At 40.7% G+C, this 19,894-nt stretch carries 21 protein-coding genes and 1 tRNA gene; 17 read left to right on the top strand and 5 right to left on the bottom strand.

What is annotated here, in order from left to right:
• Positions 1-211 precede the first annotated feature (211 nt).
• From ribH to dapB, 6 genes are all read left to right on the top strand, one after another.
• Positions 212-685 (top strand): 6,7-dimethyl-8-ribityllumazine synthase, encoded by a 474-nt coding sequence (gene ribH, locus BKG94_RS07070; RefSeq protein ID WP_077435623.1) that lies wholly within the window; start codon positions 212-214, stop codon positions 683-685.
• Positions 686-688: 3 nt separating this feature from the next.
• A complete protein-coding gene (nusB, locus tag BKG94_RS07065; protein ID WP_077435621.1) occupies positions 689-1,123 on the top strand; it encodes a transcription antitermination factor NusB in 435 nt (144 codons plus the stop codon).
• A 66-nt stretch (positions 1,124-1,189) separates the two neighbouring features.
• Positions 1,190-2,194 carry a thiamine-phosphate kinase gene (gene thiL / locus BKG94_RS07060; RefSeq protein ID WP_077435619.1) on the top strand — a complete coding sequence of 335 codons (1,005 nt, stop codon included), beginning with the start codon at positions 1,190-1,192 and terminating at the stop codon, positions 2,192-2,194.
• Complete coding sequence (locus BKG94_RS07055; RefSeq protein WP_077435617.1) at positions 2,191-2,679, top strand: phosphatidylglycerophosphatase A family protein; 489 nt, start codon at positions 2,191-2,193, stop codon at positions 2,677-2,679. Before thiL ends, BKG94_RS07055 begins: the two co-directional genes overlap by 4 nt.
• Position 2,680: 1 nt before the next feature.
• Positions 2,681-3,310: a homoserine/threonine efflux transporter gene (locus tag BKG94_RS07050; protein WP_077435615.1), complete on the top strand. Its 630-nt coding sequence runs from the start codon at positions 2,681-2,683 to the stop codon at positions 3,308-3,310.
• A gap of 15 nt (positions 3,311-3,325) precedes the next feature.
• On the top strand, positions 3,326-4,138 hold the full coding sequence (dapB, locus tag BKG94_RS07045) for a 4-hydroxy-tetrahydrodipicolinate reductase (protein WP_077435613.1): 813 nt from the start codon (positions 3,326-3,328) through the stop codon (positions 4,136-4,138).
• Here the strand turns inward: dapB and yfaE are convergent.
• The gene (gene yfaE, locus BKG94_RS07040) at positions 4,133-4,381 is read right to left on the bottom strand and encodes a class I ribonucleotide reductase maintenance protein YfaE (protein WP_077426324.1); all 249 of its coding nucleotides are present in this window, start codon (positions 4,379-4,381) and stop codon (positions 4,133-4,135) included. The two genes, dapB and yfaE, sit on opposite strands and share 6 nt — an antisense overlap.
• 110 nt (positions 4,382-4,491) lie before the next feature.
• Between yfaE and BKG94_RS07035 the strand changes: the two genes are divergently transcribed.
• Positions 4,492-5,178, top strand: coding sequence for a hypothetical protein (locus tag BKG94_RS07035; RefSeq protein ID WP_077435611.1), 687 nt, complete (start codon positions 4,492-4,494; stop codon positions 5,176-5,178).
• 46 nt (positions 5,179-5,224) lie between these two features.
• Here BKG94_RS07035 and BKG94_RS07030 read toward each other — a convergent pair.
• Positions 5,225-5,314 (bottom strand) — tRNA-Ser (locus BKG94_RS07030).
• Between the two features lie 201 nt (positions 5,315-5,515).
• Between BKG94_RS07030 and BKG94_RS07025 the strand changes: the two genes are divergently transcribed.
• On the top strand, positions 5,516-6,181 hold the full coding sequence (locus BKG94_RS07025; RefSeq protein ID WP_077435609.1) for a Bax inhibitor-1/YccA family membrane protein: 666 nt from the start codon (positions 5,516-5,518) through the stop codon (positions 6,179-6,181).
• Positions 6,182-6,235: 54 nt separating this feature from the next.
• On the opposite strand, the gene BKG94_RS07020 is transcribed toward BKG94_RS07025, so the two are convergent.
• Both BKG94_RS07020 and argR read right to left on the bottom strand, forming a co-directional pair.
• Positions 6,236-7,132, bottom strand: a complete 897-nt coding sequence (locus tag BKG94_RS07020; RefSeq protein WP_077435607.1) for a TIGR01777 family oxidoreductase — start codon at positions 7,130-7,132, stop codon at positions 6,236-6,238.
• Positions 7,132-7,584, bottom strand: a complete 453-nt coding sequence (gene argR / locus BKG94_RS07015; RefSeq protein WP_077435605.1) for a transcriptional regulator ArgR — start codon at positions 7,582-7,584, stop codon at positions 7,132-7,134. Before argR ends, BKG94_RS07020 begins: the two co-directional genes overlap by 1 nt.
• Positions 7,585-7,791: 207 nt before the next feature.
• On the opposite strand from argR, the gene mdh reads away from it, so the two are divergent.
• From mdh to cysB, 9 genes are all read left to right on the top strand, one after another.
• Positions 7,792-8,727 (top strand): malate dehydrogenase, encoded by a 936-nt coding sequence (mdh, locus tag BKG94_RS07010; RefSeq protein WP_077435603.1) that lies wholly within the window; start codon positions 7,792-7,794, stop codon positions 8,725-8,727.
• 309 nt (positions 8,728-9,036) lie between these two features.
• A complete protein-coding gene (locus tag BKG94_RS07005) occupies positions 9,037-9,606 on the top strand; it encodes a ComEA family DNA-binding protein (protein WP_077435601.1) in 570 nt (189 codons plus the stop codon).
• Between the two features lie 186 nt (positions 9,607-9,792).
• Positions 9,793-12,600, top strand: a complete 2,808-nt coding sequence (gene sucA / locus BKG94_RS07000) for a 2-oxoglutarate dehydrogenase E1 component (protein ID WP_077435599.1) — start codon at positions 9,793-9,795, stop codon at positions 12,598-12,600.
• 109 nt (positions 12,601-12,709) lie between these two features.
• Positions 12,710-13,939 (top strand): 2-oxoglutarate dehydrogenase complex dihydrolipoyllysine-residue succinyltransferase, encoded by a 1,230-nt coding sequence (odhB, locus tag BKG94_RS06995; protein ID WP_077435597.1) that lies wholly within the window; start codon positions 12,710-12,712, stop codon positions 13,937-13,939.
• A gap of 99 nt (positions 13,940-14,038) precedes the next feature.
• Positions 14,039-15,205 carry an ADP-forming succinate--CoA ligase subunit beta gene (sucC, locus tag BKG94_RS06990; protein ID WP_077435595.1) on the top strand — a complete coding sequence of 389 codons (1,167 nt, stop codon included), beginning with the start codon at positions 14,039-14,041 and terminating at the stop codon, positions 15,203-15,205.
• Between the two features lie 2 nt (positions 15,206-15,207).
• On the top strand, positions 15,208-16,077 hold the full coding sequence (gene sucD / locus BKG94_RS06985) for a succinate--CoA ligase subunit alpha (RefSeq protein WP_077435593.1): 870 nt from the start codon (positions 15,208-15,210) through the stop codon (positions 16,075-16,077).
• A 122-nt stretch (positions 16,078-16,199) separates the two neighbouring features.
• Positions 16,200-16,823 carry an L-threonylcarbamoyladenylate synthase gene (locus BKG94_RS06980; RefSeq protein WP_077435591.1) on the top strand — a complete coding sequence of 208 codons (624 nt, stop codon included), beginning with the start codon at positions 16,200-16,202 and terminating at the stop codon, positions 16,821-16,823.
• 40 nt (positions 16,824-16,863) lie between these two features.
• Entirely contained in the window at positions 16,864-17,880 is a 1,017-nt protein-coding gene (gene rluB, locus BKG94_RS06975; protein WP_077435589.1) for a 23S rRNA pseudouridine(2605) synthase RluB, read from the top strand.
• 9 nt (positions 17,881-17,889) lie between these two features.
• Positions 17,890-18,861, top strand: a complete 972-nt coding sequence (gene cysB, locus BKG94_RS06970; RefSeq protein WP_077435587.1) for an HTH-type transcriptional regulator CysB — start codon at positions 17,890-17,892, stop codon at positions 18,859-18,861.
• A gap of 57 nt (positions 18,862-18,918) precedes the next feature.
• Here the strand turns inward: cysB and prmB are convergent, their stop codons facing one another.
• Entirely contained in the window at positions 18,919-19,863 is a 945-nt protein-coding gene (gene prmB, locus BKG94_RS06965) for a 50S ribosomal protein L3 N(5)-glutamine methyltransferase (protein WP_077435585.1), read from the bottom strand.
• Positions 19,864-19,894: the final 31 nt, after the last annotated feature.

Genomic DNA, 19,894 nt, shown 5'->3' with positions numbered 1-19,894 from the left:
TTTTTAGTTAAAAATAAAATCCCCATTGAGTTTAAATTTCAATGGGGATTGTAAGACTTTTAATCGGTTAAATCTTTGTGCAGCTGCTACATAATACCGCGAAAAATGACCGCACTTCGTTTTGCAGTAGGCAAGATAAATGCTGATAGGCAGTAATTTTTGTGCTAGAATCTGCCACCAATTTATTAGGACGAATAACATAGGAAAAAATATGAAAGTTTTAGAAGGCGTTGTTGCCGCACCTAACGCAAAAGTAGCCGTGGTGATTGCACGTTTTAACAGCTTTATTAATGAAAGTTTATTGGAAGGTGCGGTTGATACCTTAAAGCGTATCGGTCAAGTAAAAGACGAAAATATTACCCTTGTGCGTGCTCCGGGTGCTTATGAGCTTCCGTTGGTTGCTCGTCGTTTAGCGGAAAGTAAAAAATTTGATGCAATTGTGGCATTGGGAACAGTGATTCGTGGCGGCACAGCTCATTTTGAATATGTGGCGGGTGAGGCAAGTAGTGGGCTAGGCAAAGTGGCAATGGAAGCGGAAATTCCTGTGGCATTTGGTGTGTTAACCACTGAAAATATTGACCAAGCCATTGAGCGAGCAGGCACAAAAGCAGGTAATAAAGGCTCGGAAGCGGCATTAACGGCACTTGAAATGATCAATCTTCTTCAACAAATTGATGCGGCATAAATAATGATAGAACAAAAATCAGTGAAGAAACCCTCGGCTCGTCGTCGGGCGCGTGAATGTGCCATGCAAGCCCTGTATTCTTGGGCGGTTTCCGGTAATACAGCAGAAGAGGTAGAACTTGCCTTTATGCTTGATCAAGATATGAACGGCGTGGATAAACCTTATTTTCGTCAATTATTTCGTCAAGCTGTGGAAAATATGGAAATTGTGGATTTTTCCATTACCCCTTATATTGATCGTGCCTTTGATGAGCTTGATCCTATCGAAAAAGCCATTTTACGTTTAGCGGTCTATGAATTGCGTTTTGAGCTTGATGTGCCGTACAAAGTGGTGATTAACGAAGCCATTGAAGTGGCAAAAGTGTTCGGTTCGGACGACAGCCATAAATATATTAATGGTGTATTAGACAAAATCGCACCGGCATTAGGGCGTAAATAAATTGAGTTTGGTCGAAATGGCGCGCGTGTTTACGCGTGCTTTTTTGTTTTTGTGTAAGGGTAAGCAATGGCAATGGGTGAATTTGATTTAATCAAAAGCTATTTTAAACAGCCGCAAATTCGAGAGGATGATTCGGTACACTTATCTATTGGCGATGATTGCGCTTTAGTAATCGTTCCGGAAAATTGCTGGCTTGCCATTACCACTGACACTATGGTGGAACATACCCATTTTCTACCTTCCATTTTACCGCAAGATTTGGCCTATAAAGCAGTCGCCACTAATTTAAGTGATTTAGCTTCAATGGGCGCACAGCCAAAATGGGTTTCTCTTGCCTTAACCTTACCGAAAGTGGATGAAAACTGGCTTGAACCATTTAGCCAAAGTTTGTTACAAACATTAAAAGATTACAACGTCACATTAATCGGTGGTGATACCACTAAAGGTGGGCTATCCGTTACTATTACGGCGCAAGGCTTGGTGGAAAAAGGAAAGGCGCTATGCCGCCATCAAGCAAAAGCAGGGGATTGGATTTATGTTTCCGGTACATTAGGCGATAGCGCTGCCGGTTTGCAACAGATTTTATCGGGCAAAAGAGCGGTCAGTTTTGACGAAGAATTTTTACAGGAACGTCATCTTCGTCCAACGCCACGCATTGCGCTTGGACAAGCCTTAATCGGTGTTGCCAACGCTGCTATTGATCTTTCCGATGGGTTAAATTCTGATCTTGGGCATATTCTTAAACGAAGTCAATGTGCGGCAGAAATTGATCTTGCCAAATTGCCACTTTCCTCATCATTATTAAATCTTTATGATCGCACGCAAGCAGAGCAATTTGCCTTAAGCGGTGGGGAAGACTATGAATTGTGTTTTACTGTGCCGCCTGAAAATCAACCTTTACTTGAAGCCCGACTAAAAAATCTTGATGTGCCTTGTCGCTGTATTGGGCGTGTTGTACCGGCATTTGAGAAGGAAAAGTGCGGTCAGTTTTCCATCCGTTTTTTACGTAACGGTGAGCCGATCGACTATTCACCAAATCTTGGTTTCGATCATTTCAAGGAACAAATATGACAGAAGAAAACCCGTTAAAACGAATTTCTTTAAAAAATCCCGTTCATTTGCTTGCAGTGGGGCTAGGCGCTGGTTTATGTCGCCCTGCACCGGGAACCTGGGGAAGCGCTCTTGGCACACTATTAGGCGTGATGTTACTCGCCCTTTTGGGAACAAAAACTTTCTTAATTTTGACCGCACTTTGTTTTGTTTTAGGCTGCTATTTATGTCAAAAAACCGCTGATGATATGGGGGTGCACGATCACGGCGCTATCGTCTGGGATGAGTTTGTCGGCGTGTTTATTGTGCTTGCTGCTATCCCGACTTTATCGTTGCCTTGGATTTTAACGGCATTTGTGCTTTTTCGTTTTTTCGATATTTTAAAACCCTTTCCCATCCGCTATTTCGACAATAAATTAGAAAGTGGCTTTGGCATTATGGTGGATGATGTATTGGCGGCGATTTATGCGGTTATCGTGGTTTTCTTGATTCAAGTGTGGAGATAACATGCTAAATTTACTTATTGTACATTTATTTGGTTTAATGACACCGGGGCCGGATTTCTTTTATGTGAGCCGAATGGCAGCAAGCAATTCTCGCCGAAATACGGTTTATGGCATTATTGGCATCACATTAGGCGTGGCATTTTGGGCGACAGTTTCAATGCTTGGGTTGGCGGTATTATTTGCCACGATGCCGGCATTACACGGTGTGATAATGATATTGGGTGGAAGCTATTTGGCGTATCTCGGTTTTTTATTGATGCGTAGCAAACAAAATGCTGAATTTAAGCCACTCTCAGCTGAAGAATTGAATCAACAAACTAGCGCCAAAAAAGAAATCTTAAAAGGCTTGTTGGTGAATTTATCCAATGCAAAAGCGGTGGTCTATTTTTCCAGTGTGATGTCTTTTGTGTTAGCCAAGATGACGGAAATCTGGGAAATGGGCGTGGCATTGGGTTTAATTGTATTGGTCACATTTTTTTACTTTTACCTGATTTCTTTTATTTTTTCGCGTAGTATTGCTAAACGGTTTTATAGTCGATATAGCCGTTATATTGATAATGTGGCAGGTGTGGTATTTTTATTCTTTGGTGGCGTGTTAATTTACAGCGGCATCATGGAAATGATTCATTAAAAGAAGGAAGTAACTATGACATTGAAAATTGCAATTGCCGGCGCAGGCGGAAGAATGGGACGTCAATTAATTCAAGCGGTTCATTCGGCAGAAGGCGTGGAATTAGGCGCTGCTTTTGAACGCCAAGGCTCATCATTAGTTGGGGCGGATGCTGGGGAACTAGCGGGCATTGGACATCTTGGGGTGGCGGTATCCGATGATCTGGAAGCCCAAAAAGATCAGTTTGATTTGTTGATCGATTTTACCCGTCCGGAAGGTACGCTTGAGCATATGGCGTTTTGTGTGGCGAATAATAAAAAAATGGTGATCGGTACCACAGGATTTGATGAAGCAGGCAAAATTGCCATTCAAGCCGCCTCTGAAAAAATCGCCATTGTTTTTGCTTCTAATTTTAGTGTCGGCGTGAATTTAGTCTTCAAACTCTTGGAAAAAGCCGCCAAAGTGATGGGGGATTATTGCGATATTGAAATTATTGAAGCCCACCATCGCCATAAAGTGGATGCGCCTTCAGGTACAGCACTTTCAATGGGGGAACATATTGCGAAAACCTTAGGGCGTGATTTGAAAACTCATGGTGTATTTTGCCGTGAGGGCATTACCGGTGAACGTAAACCGGATGAAATCGGTTTTTCCACGATCCGTGCCTCAGATGTAGTGGGTGAACATACCGTCTGGTTTGCAGACATTGGCGAGCGGGTGGAAATTTCCCACAAAGCCTCCAGCCGAATGACCTTTGCAAAGGGGGCGGTGCGAGCTGGAAAATGGCTGGAAAATCAATCCCATGGCTTATTTGATATGACGGATGTACTGGATTTGAATAATCTATAATTCCAATTCAAGATCCGTTTCCACACGGCAACAACATAATAAAATTTCATTAGGCTGAATAAAGGCAAGGGGCGTTTCCGGATAGGATACCTTGCCTTTTTTGATCTTCGTACGGCAGGAACCGCAATAACCGCTACGACATTGATATTCGTGATGAATATTGTGGCGTTCGAGATGATCGAGTAGGCTTGTTTCATTATTGAAATCAAGGGTGGTTTGGCTACGAATTAAGTGGATTTTCATTTTTTGTTTAATCGTTAATGTGTAGCGTAATTATATAGGAAAAAGAGAAAACTCTGTTAAAATCCACCGCACTTTTATGAGATAAAAAATGATTTCCTGATGGAGGTATGATGAGATTAACCGGAAAAATAACGATGATTTTGACCGCACTGGGTCTAACTGCTTGTAGTACGATCAGCAAGGAACCCGTGAAATCCATTGATATTTATGTGAAACCTTATTATTCCTCTGAAAAGGGCAAAGCTCAAAATGTTTTCGTACATAAGCAACTTGATCCGCTTTTGCGGGAAAATAGCTTAAAGGGCTATCAAAGTGCGGTTAAATTTGTGGAAGAAAATTCGGCACGAATTTCCCCTATTACATTATTTACCCTGTCGGCTCGGGCTTATGATTTTGGCTTGCGTGATGAGGCGGTGAAATGGTTTTATCGGGGGCAAAATCGTTTAATTACCGTACTGTATGTATTAGATTTGCCCAAGTCGAGCGTGGCGGAAAATACCGGATTTAGCCAAGTCATCGGGCAATTTGTCAACCCTTATGCGTTTTGTGATTTAAACAAACAGCGTCAATTGGCAAAGGAGGCGGTAGATTGGGTCATCTCTCATCCTTATGAAATTATTTTTATCAAAGCCTTACCCTCTCAATTTCAAGATCGACACATTGCTTTAAAAGAAGCGGAAGAAAAACTAAAGGCTCGTTTAAAGACACAGGATGAATTTTTTGCTGATCCACAGCAGAAAGCGAAATGGCAAAAAGAGCGGTTAGAAAATCACGTCAATGAAAGGTTTTGTTGGTAAAACAAAAATCCCTTAGTTTTTTAACTAAGGGATTTTCTTAATTTGATGGCGGAGGAAGTGAGATTCGAACTCACGGAGGGCGTAAACCCTCGCCGGTTTTCAAGACCGGTGCCTTCAACCACTCGACCATTCCTCCGTACTTGACGGTGGGTAGTATAATTCAAAATTTCTTGATGTAAATAAAAAACGAGTGAAATCCATTTAGTCGATGTTTATTTATTCATTTTGAATGTTTTTTGCTCAAAATAAGAAAATAATTTTGGCTCAACCATTGACTTTTTATACGCCCGCCCTTACTTTACGGTTTGATGCTAACTAACGTTATTAAGGAGCTTTTATGCAATCACGCATTATTGTTGACTCAAGAAATGAATCCTTATTAAGCACTCATAAAGTGCTTCGTAATACTTACTTTTTGCTTGGGCTAACAATGGCATTTTCGGCAGTAGTCGCCTATATTTCTATGGCGATGAATTTGCCTTATCCAAACATTATTGTTTTACTTGTAGGCTTTTACGGCTTACTTTTCATTACACATCGTTTAGCTGATCGTCCTGCGGGTATTTTAGCGGCATTTGCCTTTACCGGTTTTATGGGCTACACCATTGGACCAATTCTTAATATGTATGTGGCAAATGGTATGGAAGATTTAATCATGTTGTCGTTTGCCGGCACAGCGATTGTTTTCTTTGCCTGTTCAGCTTATGTGTTGACGACAAAAAAAGATATGTCATTTCTTGCAACCGCAATGTTTGCCCTTTTCATTGTGCTTTTACTTGGTATGGTAGCAAGTTTCTTCTTCCAAATGCCGGCATTAGCCATTGCAATTAGTGCATTATTTGTTGTTTTCTCAACGATGACAATTTTATATGAAACCAGCAATATCATTCACGGTGGTGAGACAAATTACATTCGTGCCACAGTGAGTATTTATGTAGCAATTTATAACTTATTCTTAAGTTTATTAAGATTGCTTTCAATCTTCTCAAGTAATAACGACTAAATTTGATGAAGAATAAAACGCACCTTGGTTGTCATCAAGGTGCGTTTTTTTATGTTATTTTTTTAGGAAAAGTGCGGTGAAATATTGGGCTAAATTTTCATATTGAAAAGTAAACCCCGCTTCAATAAGTCTTTTGGGCAAAACATATTGGCTTTCTAATAGCATATTGGCACGTTCACCTAAGGCGAGTTTTAAAGCAAATTTGGGTGCCGGGAAAGGGGCACAACGTTTTAATGATTGGGCTAGTTGTTGATTAAACGCCTGATTGGTAATCGGCTGAGGTGAAACGAAATTATAAATCCCCTGACATTCAGTATGAGAAAGTAAAAATAAAATTCCGCTGACCATATCTTCCAATGCGATCCACGACCAATATTGCTTTCCCGAGCCTAATGGCCCGGCTAAATTCCAATAATATAGCGGAAGCATTTTTTCTAATGCCCCGCCATTCGGTGAAAGCACCATACCGGTGCGAAGAATACAAACCGTTGTGTTGGCTTGTAATGCCGTGGTTTCCCAAGCGTGGCAAAGTTTTGCCGTGAAAGTATGAGGAGTGCTAGGGCTTGTTTCCGTGAGAACTTGATCGGGTTGATCGCCATAAATCCCGGTTGCAGAAGCGGAAATTAGCCGTGGTGGATTTACACCGGCGTTAATCAATGTAACTAATTGCTGGGTCAGGTTGATCCTACTATCAAATAGTTTCGCTTTTTGTGAAGTGGTCCATCGTTTAGCAAAAATCGGTTCACCGGCAAGATTTATCACCATATCAAATTCATCTAAATTTTTAAGGGGAGAAAGTGCGGTCAAAAATCTCAATGTTTTCTGAGGGAAGATAGCTCGAGCCTTTTCTTCACTGCGAGTGAAAAGCGTAATTTGATGCTGATCTTGTAAAAGGGCCGAGACTAATTTTTTCCCAATTAATCCGGTACCGCCGGTGATGAAAATATTCATTAAAGTGAGTTTTCAAATAAATTTTTAATGTGTTCAATAAGCGTTGAAATAGAGGTTGTACGTGTTGGCGATACGAAAATTGTATCATCACCTGCAATCGTACCAAGAATACCTTCTGATTTACCAACGGAATCCAACAGACGTGCGATTAATTGCGCAGCGCCCGGTGTCGTTTTAATCACGATTAAAAATTCATTATGATCAATATCTAATACGAGGTTTCGTAATGGGCTACTGGTTGCTGGTACACTTAATTCATTTGGTAAGCAATAGACCATTTCCATTTTGGTGTTACGCGCACGCACTGCACCGAATTTGCTCAACATCCGTGAAACTTTTGATTGATTTATACTTGGAAAACCTTGATTTTTTAGAGCTTCAACAATTTCTCCTTGAGAGGAAAAACTTTCCTGGTTCAGCAACTCTTTAAATGCTTTTGTTAAATTATCCATTTGTTTATTTTATACAAAAATTAATTTGCATAAGCCTTGCATAAAAATTCAAAATATGCAACAGAAATACAAAATTGAGCGCCAAAAGAAAGAAGTTTTATCTAGAAATTTGAACTAGATCTCATTATTGAATTTCAGTGTTTGTAATTTATTGATTGACCTTTTAAAATTTATAGCGCTAGTTAATCTACTTAATAAGGAGTACACATGAAAGTTGCAGTATTGGGTGCAGCCGGAGGTATCGGCCAAGCATTAGCATTATTGCTAAAACTACAATTACCGGCAGAAACCGAATTATCGCTTTACGATATTGCCCCGATCACCCCCGGTGTGGCGGCTGACGTAAGCCATATTCCCACTGCAGTGAAGGTGAAAGGTTTTTCAGGTGAGGATCCAACTCCGGCACTTGAAGGTGCCGATGTGGTATTGATTTCTGCGGGTGTAGCACGCAAACCGGGTATGGATCGTTCCGATTTATTCAATATTAATGCAGGGATTGTTCGTAATCTTATTGAAAAAATAGCGGTAGTTTGTCCGAAAGCCTGTATAGGTATTATTACTAACCCGGTTAATACAACGGTTGCCATTGCTGCTGAAGTATTGAAAAAGGCCGGTGTTTATGACAAACGTAAATTATTTGGTGTGACAACGTTAGATGTACTTCGCTCGGAAACCTTTGTTGCCGAATTGAAAAATCTCAATGTTTCCCGCACAACCGTACCGGTTATCGGTGGACATTCAGGCGTTACGATTCTTCCATTACTTTCTCAAGTTCCTTATGCTGACTTTACGGCTGAAGAAATTGAACCATTAACAAAACGTATCCAAAATGCAGGAACTGAAGTTGTAGAAGCTAAAGCCGGTGGTGGATCGGCAACGCTTTCTATGGCACAAGCTGCTGCTCGTTTTGCCCGTTCTTTAATAAAAGGTCTAAAAGGTGAAACGGTTGTTGAATGCACTTACGTGGAAGGTGACGGAAAATATGCCCGTTTCTTTGCTCAACCGGTTCGTTTAGGCAAAGAAGGGGTGGAAGAAATTCTGCCAATCGGTTTATTAAGTGAGTTTGAACAAAAGGCATTGGACGCTATGTTGCCGACATTGCGTGCAGATATTGAATTAGGTGAAAAATTTATTACCGGTTAATTCTAAATCTTTAGAGAAAAGCGTCTAAATAATAGGCGCTTTTTTTATAAAAAAAGAAAAAATTAAGAAAAACCGTGACTTACTTCACAAATTTGAAAATAGATATTTGCATAACTATCTTGATAAGAGTAACCTAGCCTCACTAAAAACAAGTGCTATCCTAAATAGCCGACATCTATTTTGCTTTCCGAGTAGTGCCTCTTTTGAGGCACTTTTTTTATTATAAAATGCAATAGAATTGAACTAATTGTCTAAATTAGAATCTTAAGAGTCGTCTTTTGACACAATCATTATTTATAGGAGTTTTTTATGAAATCTTTAAAATCTTTATTAACTTTGACCGCACTTACTATGGCTGTTTCCGGGGCTGCATTTGCAAATGAAAGTACGGTTACCACTTTTAAAAAAGAAGCTGTAACCAATGTTAATTCAATGATTCAAAACCAAAAAGAAAGTGTTATTGCAGATCAAAATAGTCTGAAAGAAAAAGCGGTCACTACAAAAGAAAAAGCCAAAGAGGCAATGAAGTCCACAAAAGATGTGACAAAAGAAAAAATGGATGTAGCGAAAGAAAAAGCTAAATCAATGAAATCATCAGAAACTTCATCAATGAAAGATAAAGCCTCTGAAAAATTTAATTCAACAAAAGAACAGGTTAAAACAGAAAAAGAAAAAATTTCCTCAAAAGCCAAAGTCAATATTAATAAAGCAGATGCGGAAACCTTACAAAAACTTTCTGGCATTGGGGAGAAAAAAGCTCAAGCGATCATTGATTATCGTAATAAAGTAGGCAAAATCAAGAATGTGGCAGATTTGTCAAAAATTGATGGTTTAGGAGAAACAACCATTGAAAAAATTGCACCTTATCTAACTTTCTAAAAACATGGTCGATATCGACCGCACTTTCTAAAGCCCGACAAATTTGTCGGGTTTTTTGTTTTAAGTTAAAAATATTGTTGAGCTAGATCACAAATTTGCAACAAACTTGTAAATGAGGAATGTTTCTAATTCAATCCTATGTATAATGGGCATTGAACTTAATAGATCATATTATTTGAGGTGAATATGCAACCAAACAAGGCTTTTGAAGAATGGTTGGCAACAACCGCATTCGGTGGCGCAAACCAAGCCTATATCGAAGAATTATATGAACGTTATTTAGACGATCCGAATTCTATTGATAAGAGCTGGAAAACCACCTTTGATTCTTTGCCGAAATCAACTGCTGTTGAACAACCGCATTCGCCGGTGCGTGATTATTTTCGCCGCTTAGCTCGGGAAAATAGCATTGACGCAGTCACAGTGATTGATCCGGAAGCAAGTGCAAAGTTGGTAAAAGTATTGCAATTTATAAATGCTTACCGTTTCCGTGGTCATTTGGAAGCAAATCTTGATCCTCTTAATTACTATCGCTGGAAAGTATCAAGTGTACCGGAATTAGATTATCGTTATCATGGATTTACAGAGCAAGATCTCAACGAAACCTTCAATATTAACCACTACGTTTATCAACGTGACAACATCAAGTTGGCTGATTTAAATGCAATGCTGAAAGAGACCTACTGTGGTCCTATCGGTTTGGAATTTATGCATGTGCAGGATATGGAACAGAAAATGTGGCTTCAAAATAAATTGGAAAGCCGCTTAAACCAACCGCTCTTTAGCCATGAAGAAAAAAAGAATTTTCTTAATGAATTAACCGCAGCTGATGGGTTGGAACGTTATCTCGGTGCGAAATTCCCTGGGGCAAAACGTTTCTCTTTAGAGGGAAGTGATGCCTTTATTCCATTAATGAAAGAAATCATTCGCCATGCTAGCAAACAAGGTGTGAAGGATATAATGATGGGGATGGCACACCGTGGTCGTTTGAATATGCTAGTGAATGTATTGGGTAAAAAACCGAAGGATCTCTTTGATGAATTTGCCGGTAAACACTCAGGCGACCGTACCGGTGATGTTAAATATCATCAGGGATTTTCGTCCGATTTTGCTGTTGGTGAGAACCATGTTCATTTAACTCTCGCTTTCAACCCGTCTCATTTAGAAATTGTGAGCCCAGTGGTCATTGGTGCCGTACGTTCACGTCAAACCAAGAAAAATGATGTGGAACGTTCAAAAGTCTTGGCGGTAACTGTACATGGTGATTCAGCGGTAGCAGGACAAGGTGTTGTACAAGAAACCTTAAATATGTCAAATGCCCGTGGTTATACGGTAGGCGGTACTATTCGCATTGTAATCAACAATCAGATCGGTTTTACGACATCTAACCCGAACGACACTCGTTCCACAGAATATTGCACCGATATTGCGAAAATGATTCAGGCACCGATTATTCATGTCAATGGTGATGATCCGGAAGCGGTTGCGTTTGCTGCTCGCATGGCGGTGGAATATCGTAGTTTATTCAAACGGGATATTTTCATTGATTTGATTTCTTATCGTCGTCATGGACATAATGAAGCCGATGAACCTTTAGCCACACAACCAATGATGTATGGCATCATTAAAAAACACCCGACACCTCGTGAAGTCTATGCCGATCGTTTGGTGAGAGAAGGCGTGATTACCGAAGAACAAGCTATTGAAATGATGAATTTATATCGTGATAGTTTAGATAATGGCGAACGTGTGGTAGCAGAATGGCGTGAAATGGATACGGCAAAAATGGATTGGCTGCAATATCTCAATTATGACTGGACATCGCCTTATGAAAATAAATTCCCACAAGATCGTTTTATCACGCTGGCAAAACGTGTATGTGAATATCCAACAAGTTTACGTGCACACCCACGTGTTGAAAAAATTTATCACGATCGTAAAGCCATGTATCAAGGTGAGAAATTGTTTGATTGGGGAATGGCTGAAACTATGGCATACGCAACCTTGCTTGATGAAGGTGTAAACGTTCGTTTATCAGGGGAAGATGCGGGAAGGGGGACGTTCTTCCATCGTCATGCTGTCGTACATAACCAAAACGATGGAACAGGCTATGTACCGCTCACTCATTTGCATGCCAACCAAGGGCGTTTTGAAGTATGGGATTCGGTACTATCTGAAGAATCAGTACTTGCCTTTGAATATGGTTATGCCACCACTGATCCAAAAACCTTAACGATTTGGGAAGCGCAATTTGGTGATTTTGCTAACGGTGCACAAATTGTGATCGACCAATTTATCAGTTCAGGAGAACAAAAATGGAACAGAATGTGCGGTTTGGTGATGTTGTTACCGCATGGATATGAGGGACAAGGGCCGGAACATTCATCCGCTCGTTTAGAACGTTATCTGCAACTCTGTGCAGAGCAAAATATGCAGGTTTGTATCCCTTCTACACCGGCACAGGTTTATCATATGTTACGCCGTCAAGCTTTACGTAAAATGCGTCGTCCATTGATTGGGATTTCACCAAAATCCTTATTGCGCCACCCGTTAGCCGTATCCAGTTTAGATGAACTGGTTAATGGTTCATTCCAAACGGTAATTGGTGAAATGGATGAGCTGGATCCGAAAGGAATTAAACGCATTGTGATGTGCTCAGGAAAAGTCTATTACGATTTATTGGAACAACGCCGGGCTAATAATCAAACTGATGTGGCAATTATCCGAATCGAACAACTTTATCCTTATCCGCATGAAGATATGAAAAAAGTGCTTGAGCCTTATGCCCATGTAAAAGATTATGTATGGTGTCAAGAAGAACCGCTTAATCAGGGAGCGTGGTATAGCTGCAAACATAATTTTGAAAGTTCCATTCCAGAGGATGTCAAACTTAAATATGCAGGGCGTCCGGCTTCGGCTTCACCAGCTGTTGGATATATGTCATTACATGTTAAACAGCAAAAACAATTGGTGGAAGATGCATTAATGCTCTAAAGTGCGGTAAAAAATTTGAGTGTTTTTACGGCAGAACTGTCCACTGACAAAAGTACCCAAAACGTCGGGCTAAAGCTCGCATGTTAAAGAATAGTAAGGAAAAATGACCATGACAATCGAAATTCTTGTTCCCGATTTACCCGAATCCGTTGCAGATGCCACAGTGGCAACATGGCATAAAAAAGTAGGGGACTCCGTAAAACGTGACGAAGTATTAGTTGAAATTGAAACGGATAAAGTCGTGTTAGAAGTCCCGGCTCAGTCCGATGGGGTGATAACAGAAATTTTAGAAACCGAAGGGGCGACAGTAGTCAGCAAACAGTTGCTCGGTAAACTTTCCAAGGCTCAAGCAGGCGATATTAGTACGGCAACGATAAATGAATCAAATGAGCCGACACCGGCAGCTCGACATAATTCAGCTATTGAAAATAGTCAACATAACGCTGATGATCATGGACCTGCAATCAGACGGCTGTTAGCGGAACACGATCTTGATGCTAGTCAAATTCAGGGCTCCGGTGTGGGTGGTCGATTAACCCGAGAAGATATTGAACGTGAAATCTCAAAAAGAGATGCACAAAAAGCAAAACAGCAAGTCGCAACAGAGCAAAATACGATTAGCACTGTGGCATATCAGTCCCGTTCGGAAAAACGTGTGCCTATGACACGCTTACGTAAACGCATTGCAGAACGTTTACTTGAAGCGAAAAACAGCACCGCAATGCTCACTACCTTTAATGAGGTGGATATGCAACCGATAATGAATTTGCGTAAAACTTACGGTGAAAAATTTGAAAAACAACACGGTGTGCGTTTAGGTTTCATGTCGTTCTACATTAAAGCCGTTGTAGAAGCGTTGAAACGTTATCCTGAAGTGAATGCTTCCATTGATGGCGATGATATTGTTTACCATAATTACTTTGATGTCAGTATTGCCGTTTCAACCCCTCGTGGTTTGGTTACACCGGTGTTACGCAATTGCGATAAATTGAGTATGGCGGAAATTGAAAAACAAATTAAAGCGTTAGCGGAAAAAGGACGTGATGGTAAATTAACAGTGGAAGATTTAACCGGCGGTAATTTCACTATTACCAACGGTGGTGTATTCGGCTCATTAATGTCCACCCCGATCATTAATCCTCCGCAAAGTGCGATTCTTGGTATGCACGCTATTAAAGAGCGTCCAATCGCATTGAATAGAGAAGTTGTCATTCGACCAATGATGTATTTAGCATTGTCTTATGATCACCGTTTAATTGACGGTAGAGAATCTGTCGGTTTCCTTGTTTCTATTAAAGAATTATTGGAAGATCCAACAAGATTATTACTGGAAATTTAGAGTAAAAGTGCGGTCGATTTTGATCGCACTTTTATTTTTCTACGAAAAAATGATATTTTTCACTCTCCCATAAATAACGAGAAAAATGCAGGTAGCCCTATGAATCTACACGAATATCAAGCAAAACAGATTTTTAAAGAGTATGACTTACCGGTAAGTGAAGGGATTATTTGTCATTCTGCTGATGAGGCAGCTATGGCCCTTTTCCAGCTTAATGGTGAACGTTGGATTGCTAAATGCCAGGTTCATGCCGGAGGACGTGGCAAAGCCGGAGGGGTAAAACTGGTCAATAATGCCGAAGAAGCCCGAGCTTTTGTTCATAAATGGTTAGGAAATCGCTTGGTCACTTTCCAAACGGATAAACAGGGGCAACCGGTAAACAGTATTTATATCGAAGAAACCTGTGATATTGCTCAAGAACTTTATCTTGGTGCCGTGATAGATCGTTCTTCACAAAAAATTGTCTTTATGGCGTCTTCCGCCGGGGGAATGAATATTGAAGATGTCGCACAGGAAACGCCTCATTTAATTCATAAAGTCGCGATTGATCCGTTATTTGGCGGTATGCCGTATCAGGGCAGAGAATTAGCTTTTAAATTAGGTTTAAATGGAGAGCAAAACAAACAATTTACCCAAGTATTTGTACAATTAGCAAAATTATTTGTTGAAAAAGATCTTTCTCTTTTAGAAGTTAACCCGCTTGTGATCACGCAACAAGGAAATTTAGTTTGTTTGGATGCTAAAATATCCATTGATGATAACGCTCTATTTCGTCATAAAGATTTACTCGCTTTACGAGATTTAAGCCAAAGTGATTTACGAGAAGCCGAAGCAGAAAAACATCAATTAAATTATGTCGCATTGGAAGGTAATATTGGTTGTATGGTGAATGGTGCAGGGCTTGCTATGGGGACAATGGATATTGTCAAACTTTATGGTGGTGAGCCGGCAAATTTTCTTGATGTCGGCGGCGGTGCGACAAAAGAACGAGTTACTGAAGCTTTCAAAATTATTTTGACGGATAAGGGCGTAAAAGCCATTTTGGTCAATATTTTTGGTGGGATTGTACGTTGTGATCTCATTGCAGAAGGTGTGATTGCCGCAATTCAAGAAGTCGGTGTTGACGTGCCGGTCGTTGTACGTTTAGAAGGCACTAATGCAGAATTAGGACGTAAAATTTTATCGGAAAGCGGTGTGAATTTAATTGCCGCCAATAGTTTGCAAGAGGCGGCACAAGCCGTGGTAAATGCTGCGAAAGGAGAGTAATTATGTCGATATTAATTAATAAAGAGACCAAAGTCATTTGCCAAGGTTTTACTGGTGCACAGGGCACATTTCATTGTGAACAAGCCATTGCCTATGGCACAAAATTAGTCGGAGGCGTTTCACCAAATAAAGGGGGAACCACCCATTTAGGCTTACCGGTATTTAATACCGTGAGAGAGGCTGTTGAGAGCACCGGTGCGACAGCCACGATGATTTATGTTCCCGCCCCATTTTGTAAAGATGCGATTTTAGAAGCTATTGATGCGGGGATTCAACTTGTCGTGTGTATTACTGAAGGCATTCCTACGCTTGATATGCTTACGGTAAAACAAAAATTAAATGAAACCGGTGTCGTCATGATTGGCCCTAACTGCCCGGGGGTGATTACACCTGATGAATGTAAAATTGGTATTATGCCGGGAAATATTCACAAAAAAGGGAAAATCGGCATTGTTTCCCGTTCCGGTACACTAACTTATGAGGCCGTAAAACAAACCACCGATGAGGGGTTTGGGCAATCTACTTGTGTGGGGATTGGTGGCGATCCGATTCCGGGCTCAAGTTTCATTGATATTTTAAAACGTTTCCAAGATGATCCGGAAACCGAAGCCATCGTAATGATCGGAGAAATTGGGGGTTCCGCTGAGGAAGAAGCCGCCGCTTATATTAAAGCTCATATCACCAAACCGATGGTTGGTTATATTGCAGGTGTCACCGCGCCAAAAGGAAAACGTATGGGACACGCCGGGGCGATTATCAGTGGCGGTAAAGGTACGGCAGAGGATAAAATTGCCGCACTTGAATCTGCTGGGGTAAAAACTGTAAGGAGTTTAGCAGAAATTGGTTCTGCATTAAGAGCATTACTAAAATAAAAACTCATTTAAAAATGACCGCACTTTGAATAGATTGTCAAAGTGCGGTTTTTTTATAACAAATTTTTATAACGTAATGATAAAAGGTGTATAATCTCGACAACATTTTTAAGGAAAAAATTATGAGTCAGTTTTTTTATATTCATCCTGAAAATCCGCAAGCACGTTTAATCAATCAGGCTGTGGAGATTTTGCGTAAAGGCGGGGTGATTGTGTATCCCACCGATTCCGGTTATGCATTAGGCTGTATGCTTGGGGATAAACACGCAATGGATCGTATTATTGCGATTCGTAAATTACCGGAAGGGCATAATTTCACCTTAGTGTGTCGTGATTTATCCGAGCTTTCTAATTATGCCACTGTGAGCAATATTGCTTACCGCTTAATCAAAAATAATACACCGGGGCGTTATACCTTTATTTTGACAGCAACAAAAGAATTACCACGTCGTTTAATGACATCAAAACGTAAAACTATCGGTTTACGGGTACCGGATAATCAAATTGCTTTAGATTTGTTAAGTACATTGGGAGAACCGATTCTTTCTTGTTCTCTGATGTTGCCGGGAGAAGAACATATCACTCAATCTGATCCGGAAGAAATTCGAGAACGTTTAGAACATCAAGTCGATTTAATTATTCATGGTGGATATTTGGGACAAGATCCCACAACAGTGGTGGATTTAATGGAAGATACACCGATTATTTTACGTGAAGGAAGCGGTTCTACCGAGCCATTTATTTAATTGATACAAAGACGCTTGTGAAAGCGACAAAGGAAATACAATGAAAACCAATCAATCAAGAAAAAACACCCATAAACGTAGTGAAAAACAGCACGAAAACCGACCGCACTTTGAGCGCAAAGAAAGCCAAAGTGCGGTTATTTTGGGACGAGAATTTTCAGCAAAAGGAAAATCGGCCTCTCAAAAAATGCAGCCGAAAGTGGAAGGGGAAAAATTACAGAAAGTTTTAGCGCGAGCCGGGCAAGGATCACGCCGTGAAATTGAAGCAATGATTGCGGAAAATCGGGTGAGTGTTGATGGAAAAATGGCAACGTTGGGTGATCGCATTGATGTTCATTCCGGGGTGAGAATCCGTATTGATGGTCGCATTATTAATCTCCAACAAGCACAAAAAGAAATCTGTCGTGTATTGATGTATTACAAACCGGAAGGTGAACTTTGCACCCGTAGCGATCCGGAAGGGCGTGCGACGGTATTTGATCGTTTACCACGCTTAAATGGTGCACGTTGGATTGCGGTAGGGCGTTTGGATATTAATACTTCCGGTTTATTATTATTTACCACGGATGGCGAGTTGGCAAACCGCCTTATGCACCCAAGCCGTGAAGTGGAGCGTGAATATTCCGTACGCGTGTTCGGGCAAGTGGATGATGCCATGCTGGCACGTTTACGCAAAGGGGTTCAGCTTGAAGACGGGCCGGCAAATTTTAAGGAAATTAAATTTGCCGGTGGTGTAGGAATGAATCAATGGTATGACGTTACCTTGACGGAAGGACGCAATCGTGAAGTACGCCGTTTGTGGGAATCTCAAGGGATTCAGGTCAGCCGTTTGATTCGTACCCGTTACGGCAATATCAAATTAATGAAAGGATTACCGAGGGGCGGCTGGGAAGAAATGCCTCTTGAGAACCTGAACTATCTGCGAGAATTGGTGGGGTTAGCGCCGGAAACGGAAACCAAGCTTGATGTAACAAAACCTCGCCGCAGACCAAAATCTGGACAAATTCGTAAAGCGGTGAAACGTTACGCTGAATTAGGAAAACGCTATAAAAAATAGGTGTCTGCGATGAAAATGCAACAACTTCGCTATATTGTGGAAATAGTGAATCAAAATTTGAATGTGACGGAGGCGGCAAATGCACTTTATACGTCACAACCGGGTATCAGTAAACAAGTGCGTTTATTGGAAGATGAATTAGGTTTAGAAATTTTTGAGCGCAATGGAAAACATATAAAATCCGTCACACCGGCAGGGAAAAAAATTATTTCCATTGCCCGAGAATTGTTGGTAAAAGCAGAAAGTATCAAATCTGTCGCTAATGAATATACCCGCCCGGATCATGGTGTATTGCGTATTGCGACCACAAATACGCAAGCTCGCTATATGTTACCATCGGTGGTTGAACGTTTCTCTAAACAATATCCCGATGTAAGTTTGCATATTCATCAAGGCTCGCCGACACAAATTCATGATGCGCTTATGTCAGGTGAAGTGGATTTGGCGATTACGACGGAAGCCCCATACTTATTTGATGATCTTATTCAATTGCCGTGCTACTTATGGAATCGTTCTGCCATCGTGAAATCTGATCACCCCTTAGCAAAAGTGAAAAACCTCACGATTGAAGAACTCGGGCAATATCCACTTGTCACCTATACTTTTGGCTTTACAGGGGTATCGGATTTGGATTACGCCTTTAACGCAGCCGGAATTTTGCCTAATATCGTTTTTACCGCCACCGATGCGGATGTGATAAAAACCTATGTGCGTTTAGGGCTGGGCGTAGGGATCATGGCAAGTATGGCACATACCGATCTTGATAGTGATCTTGTTGCTATTGATGCCAGCCATTTATTCCGTTCAAGTATGACGCAAATCGCCTTCAAGCAAAGCACCTTTTTACGCAACTATATGTATGATTTTATCGAATATTTTTCACCGCATCTTACCCGTCCAATGGTGGAAAAAGCCGAACGCTTGCATGATAACAATGCCGTGAAAAAATTGTTTGATAATGTAGAATTGGAAGTGAAGTAGTCGTATTTGCCAAGAAGAGCGGTTGAAATTCAAAGAGAATTTTAACCGCTCTTTTCATTAAAATGAATGATGATATTTAACCAAATCTTCACGGCTGATCGCAAATACCCCTACACCGCCATTTTTAAGCTCAAGCCATTTGAATGGCACATCAGGGTATTGTTCGATCAGGCTTACCATACTATTTCCTACCTCACAAACTAATACACCATTTTCCGTTAAATAATTAGGCGCTTGTTTTAGAATTTGTTTCGTGATGTCCAAGCCGTCTTTACCTGAACCCAAGGCAAGTTCGGGCTCAAAATGAAATTCTTCCGGCATATCGGCAAGATCTTCTTCATCTACATAAGGCGGATTTGTCACAATAAGATCATATTTTTGCCCTACAATATTCTCAAATAAATTTGATTGAATCGGGAAAACACGATGTTCCATTTGATGACGGGCGATATTGATTTCTGCCACATTGAGGGCATCCACGGATAAATCCACAGCATCCACTTCTGATTCAGGGAAAGCATAAGCACAGGCTATGGCGATACAGCCACTGCCGGTACAAAGATCAAGAATACGTTGTGGCGTTTGTTCCACTAAACCTTCAAAATGCTCTTGAATGAGCGCACTTATTGGCGAACGTGGGATAATCGTGCGTTCATCTACATAAAATTCATGGCCGCAAAACCACGCACTGTTTGTGAGATAAGCCACGGGAACACGTTGTTCGATACGGGTTAAAACCAGTTGAATGAGGCTTTCTTTTTCTGAAGGGGTTAAACGGCTATGGAATAACTCAGTGGGGAGATCAAGAGGTAATTGTAATCCGGTCAGCACCAGTTGAAGGCTTTCATCCCAAGCATTATCATAGCCTTGCCCATAGTAAATATCAGAACGATTAAATACGCTATATGTCCAACGGAGAAAATCTTGAATGCTATGAAGTTCATGGGCGACATTATCTTCTAAAATTGTTGCCACCAATTCTTGATTGTATGCGGTTTCCATTATATTTCCTTATGAAAAAAATTTGCCTAGT

Source organism: Rodentibacter ratti (assembly GCF_002000485.1).
In the GTDB taxonomy this organism is placed as follows: Bacteria; Pseudomonadota; Gammaproteobacteria; order Enterobacterales; family Pasteurellaceae; genus Rodentibacter; species Rodentibacter ratti.
This window is presented reverse-complemented; position numbering and strand designations above follow the sequence as displayed.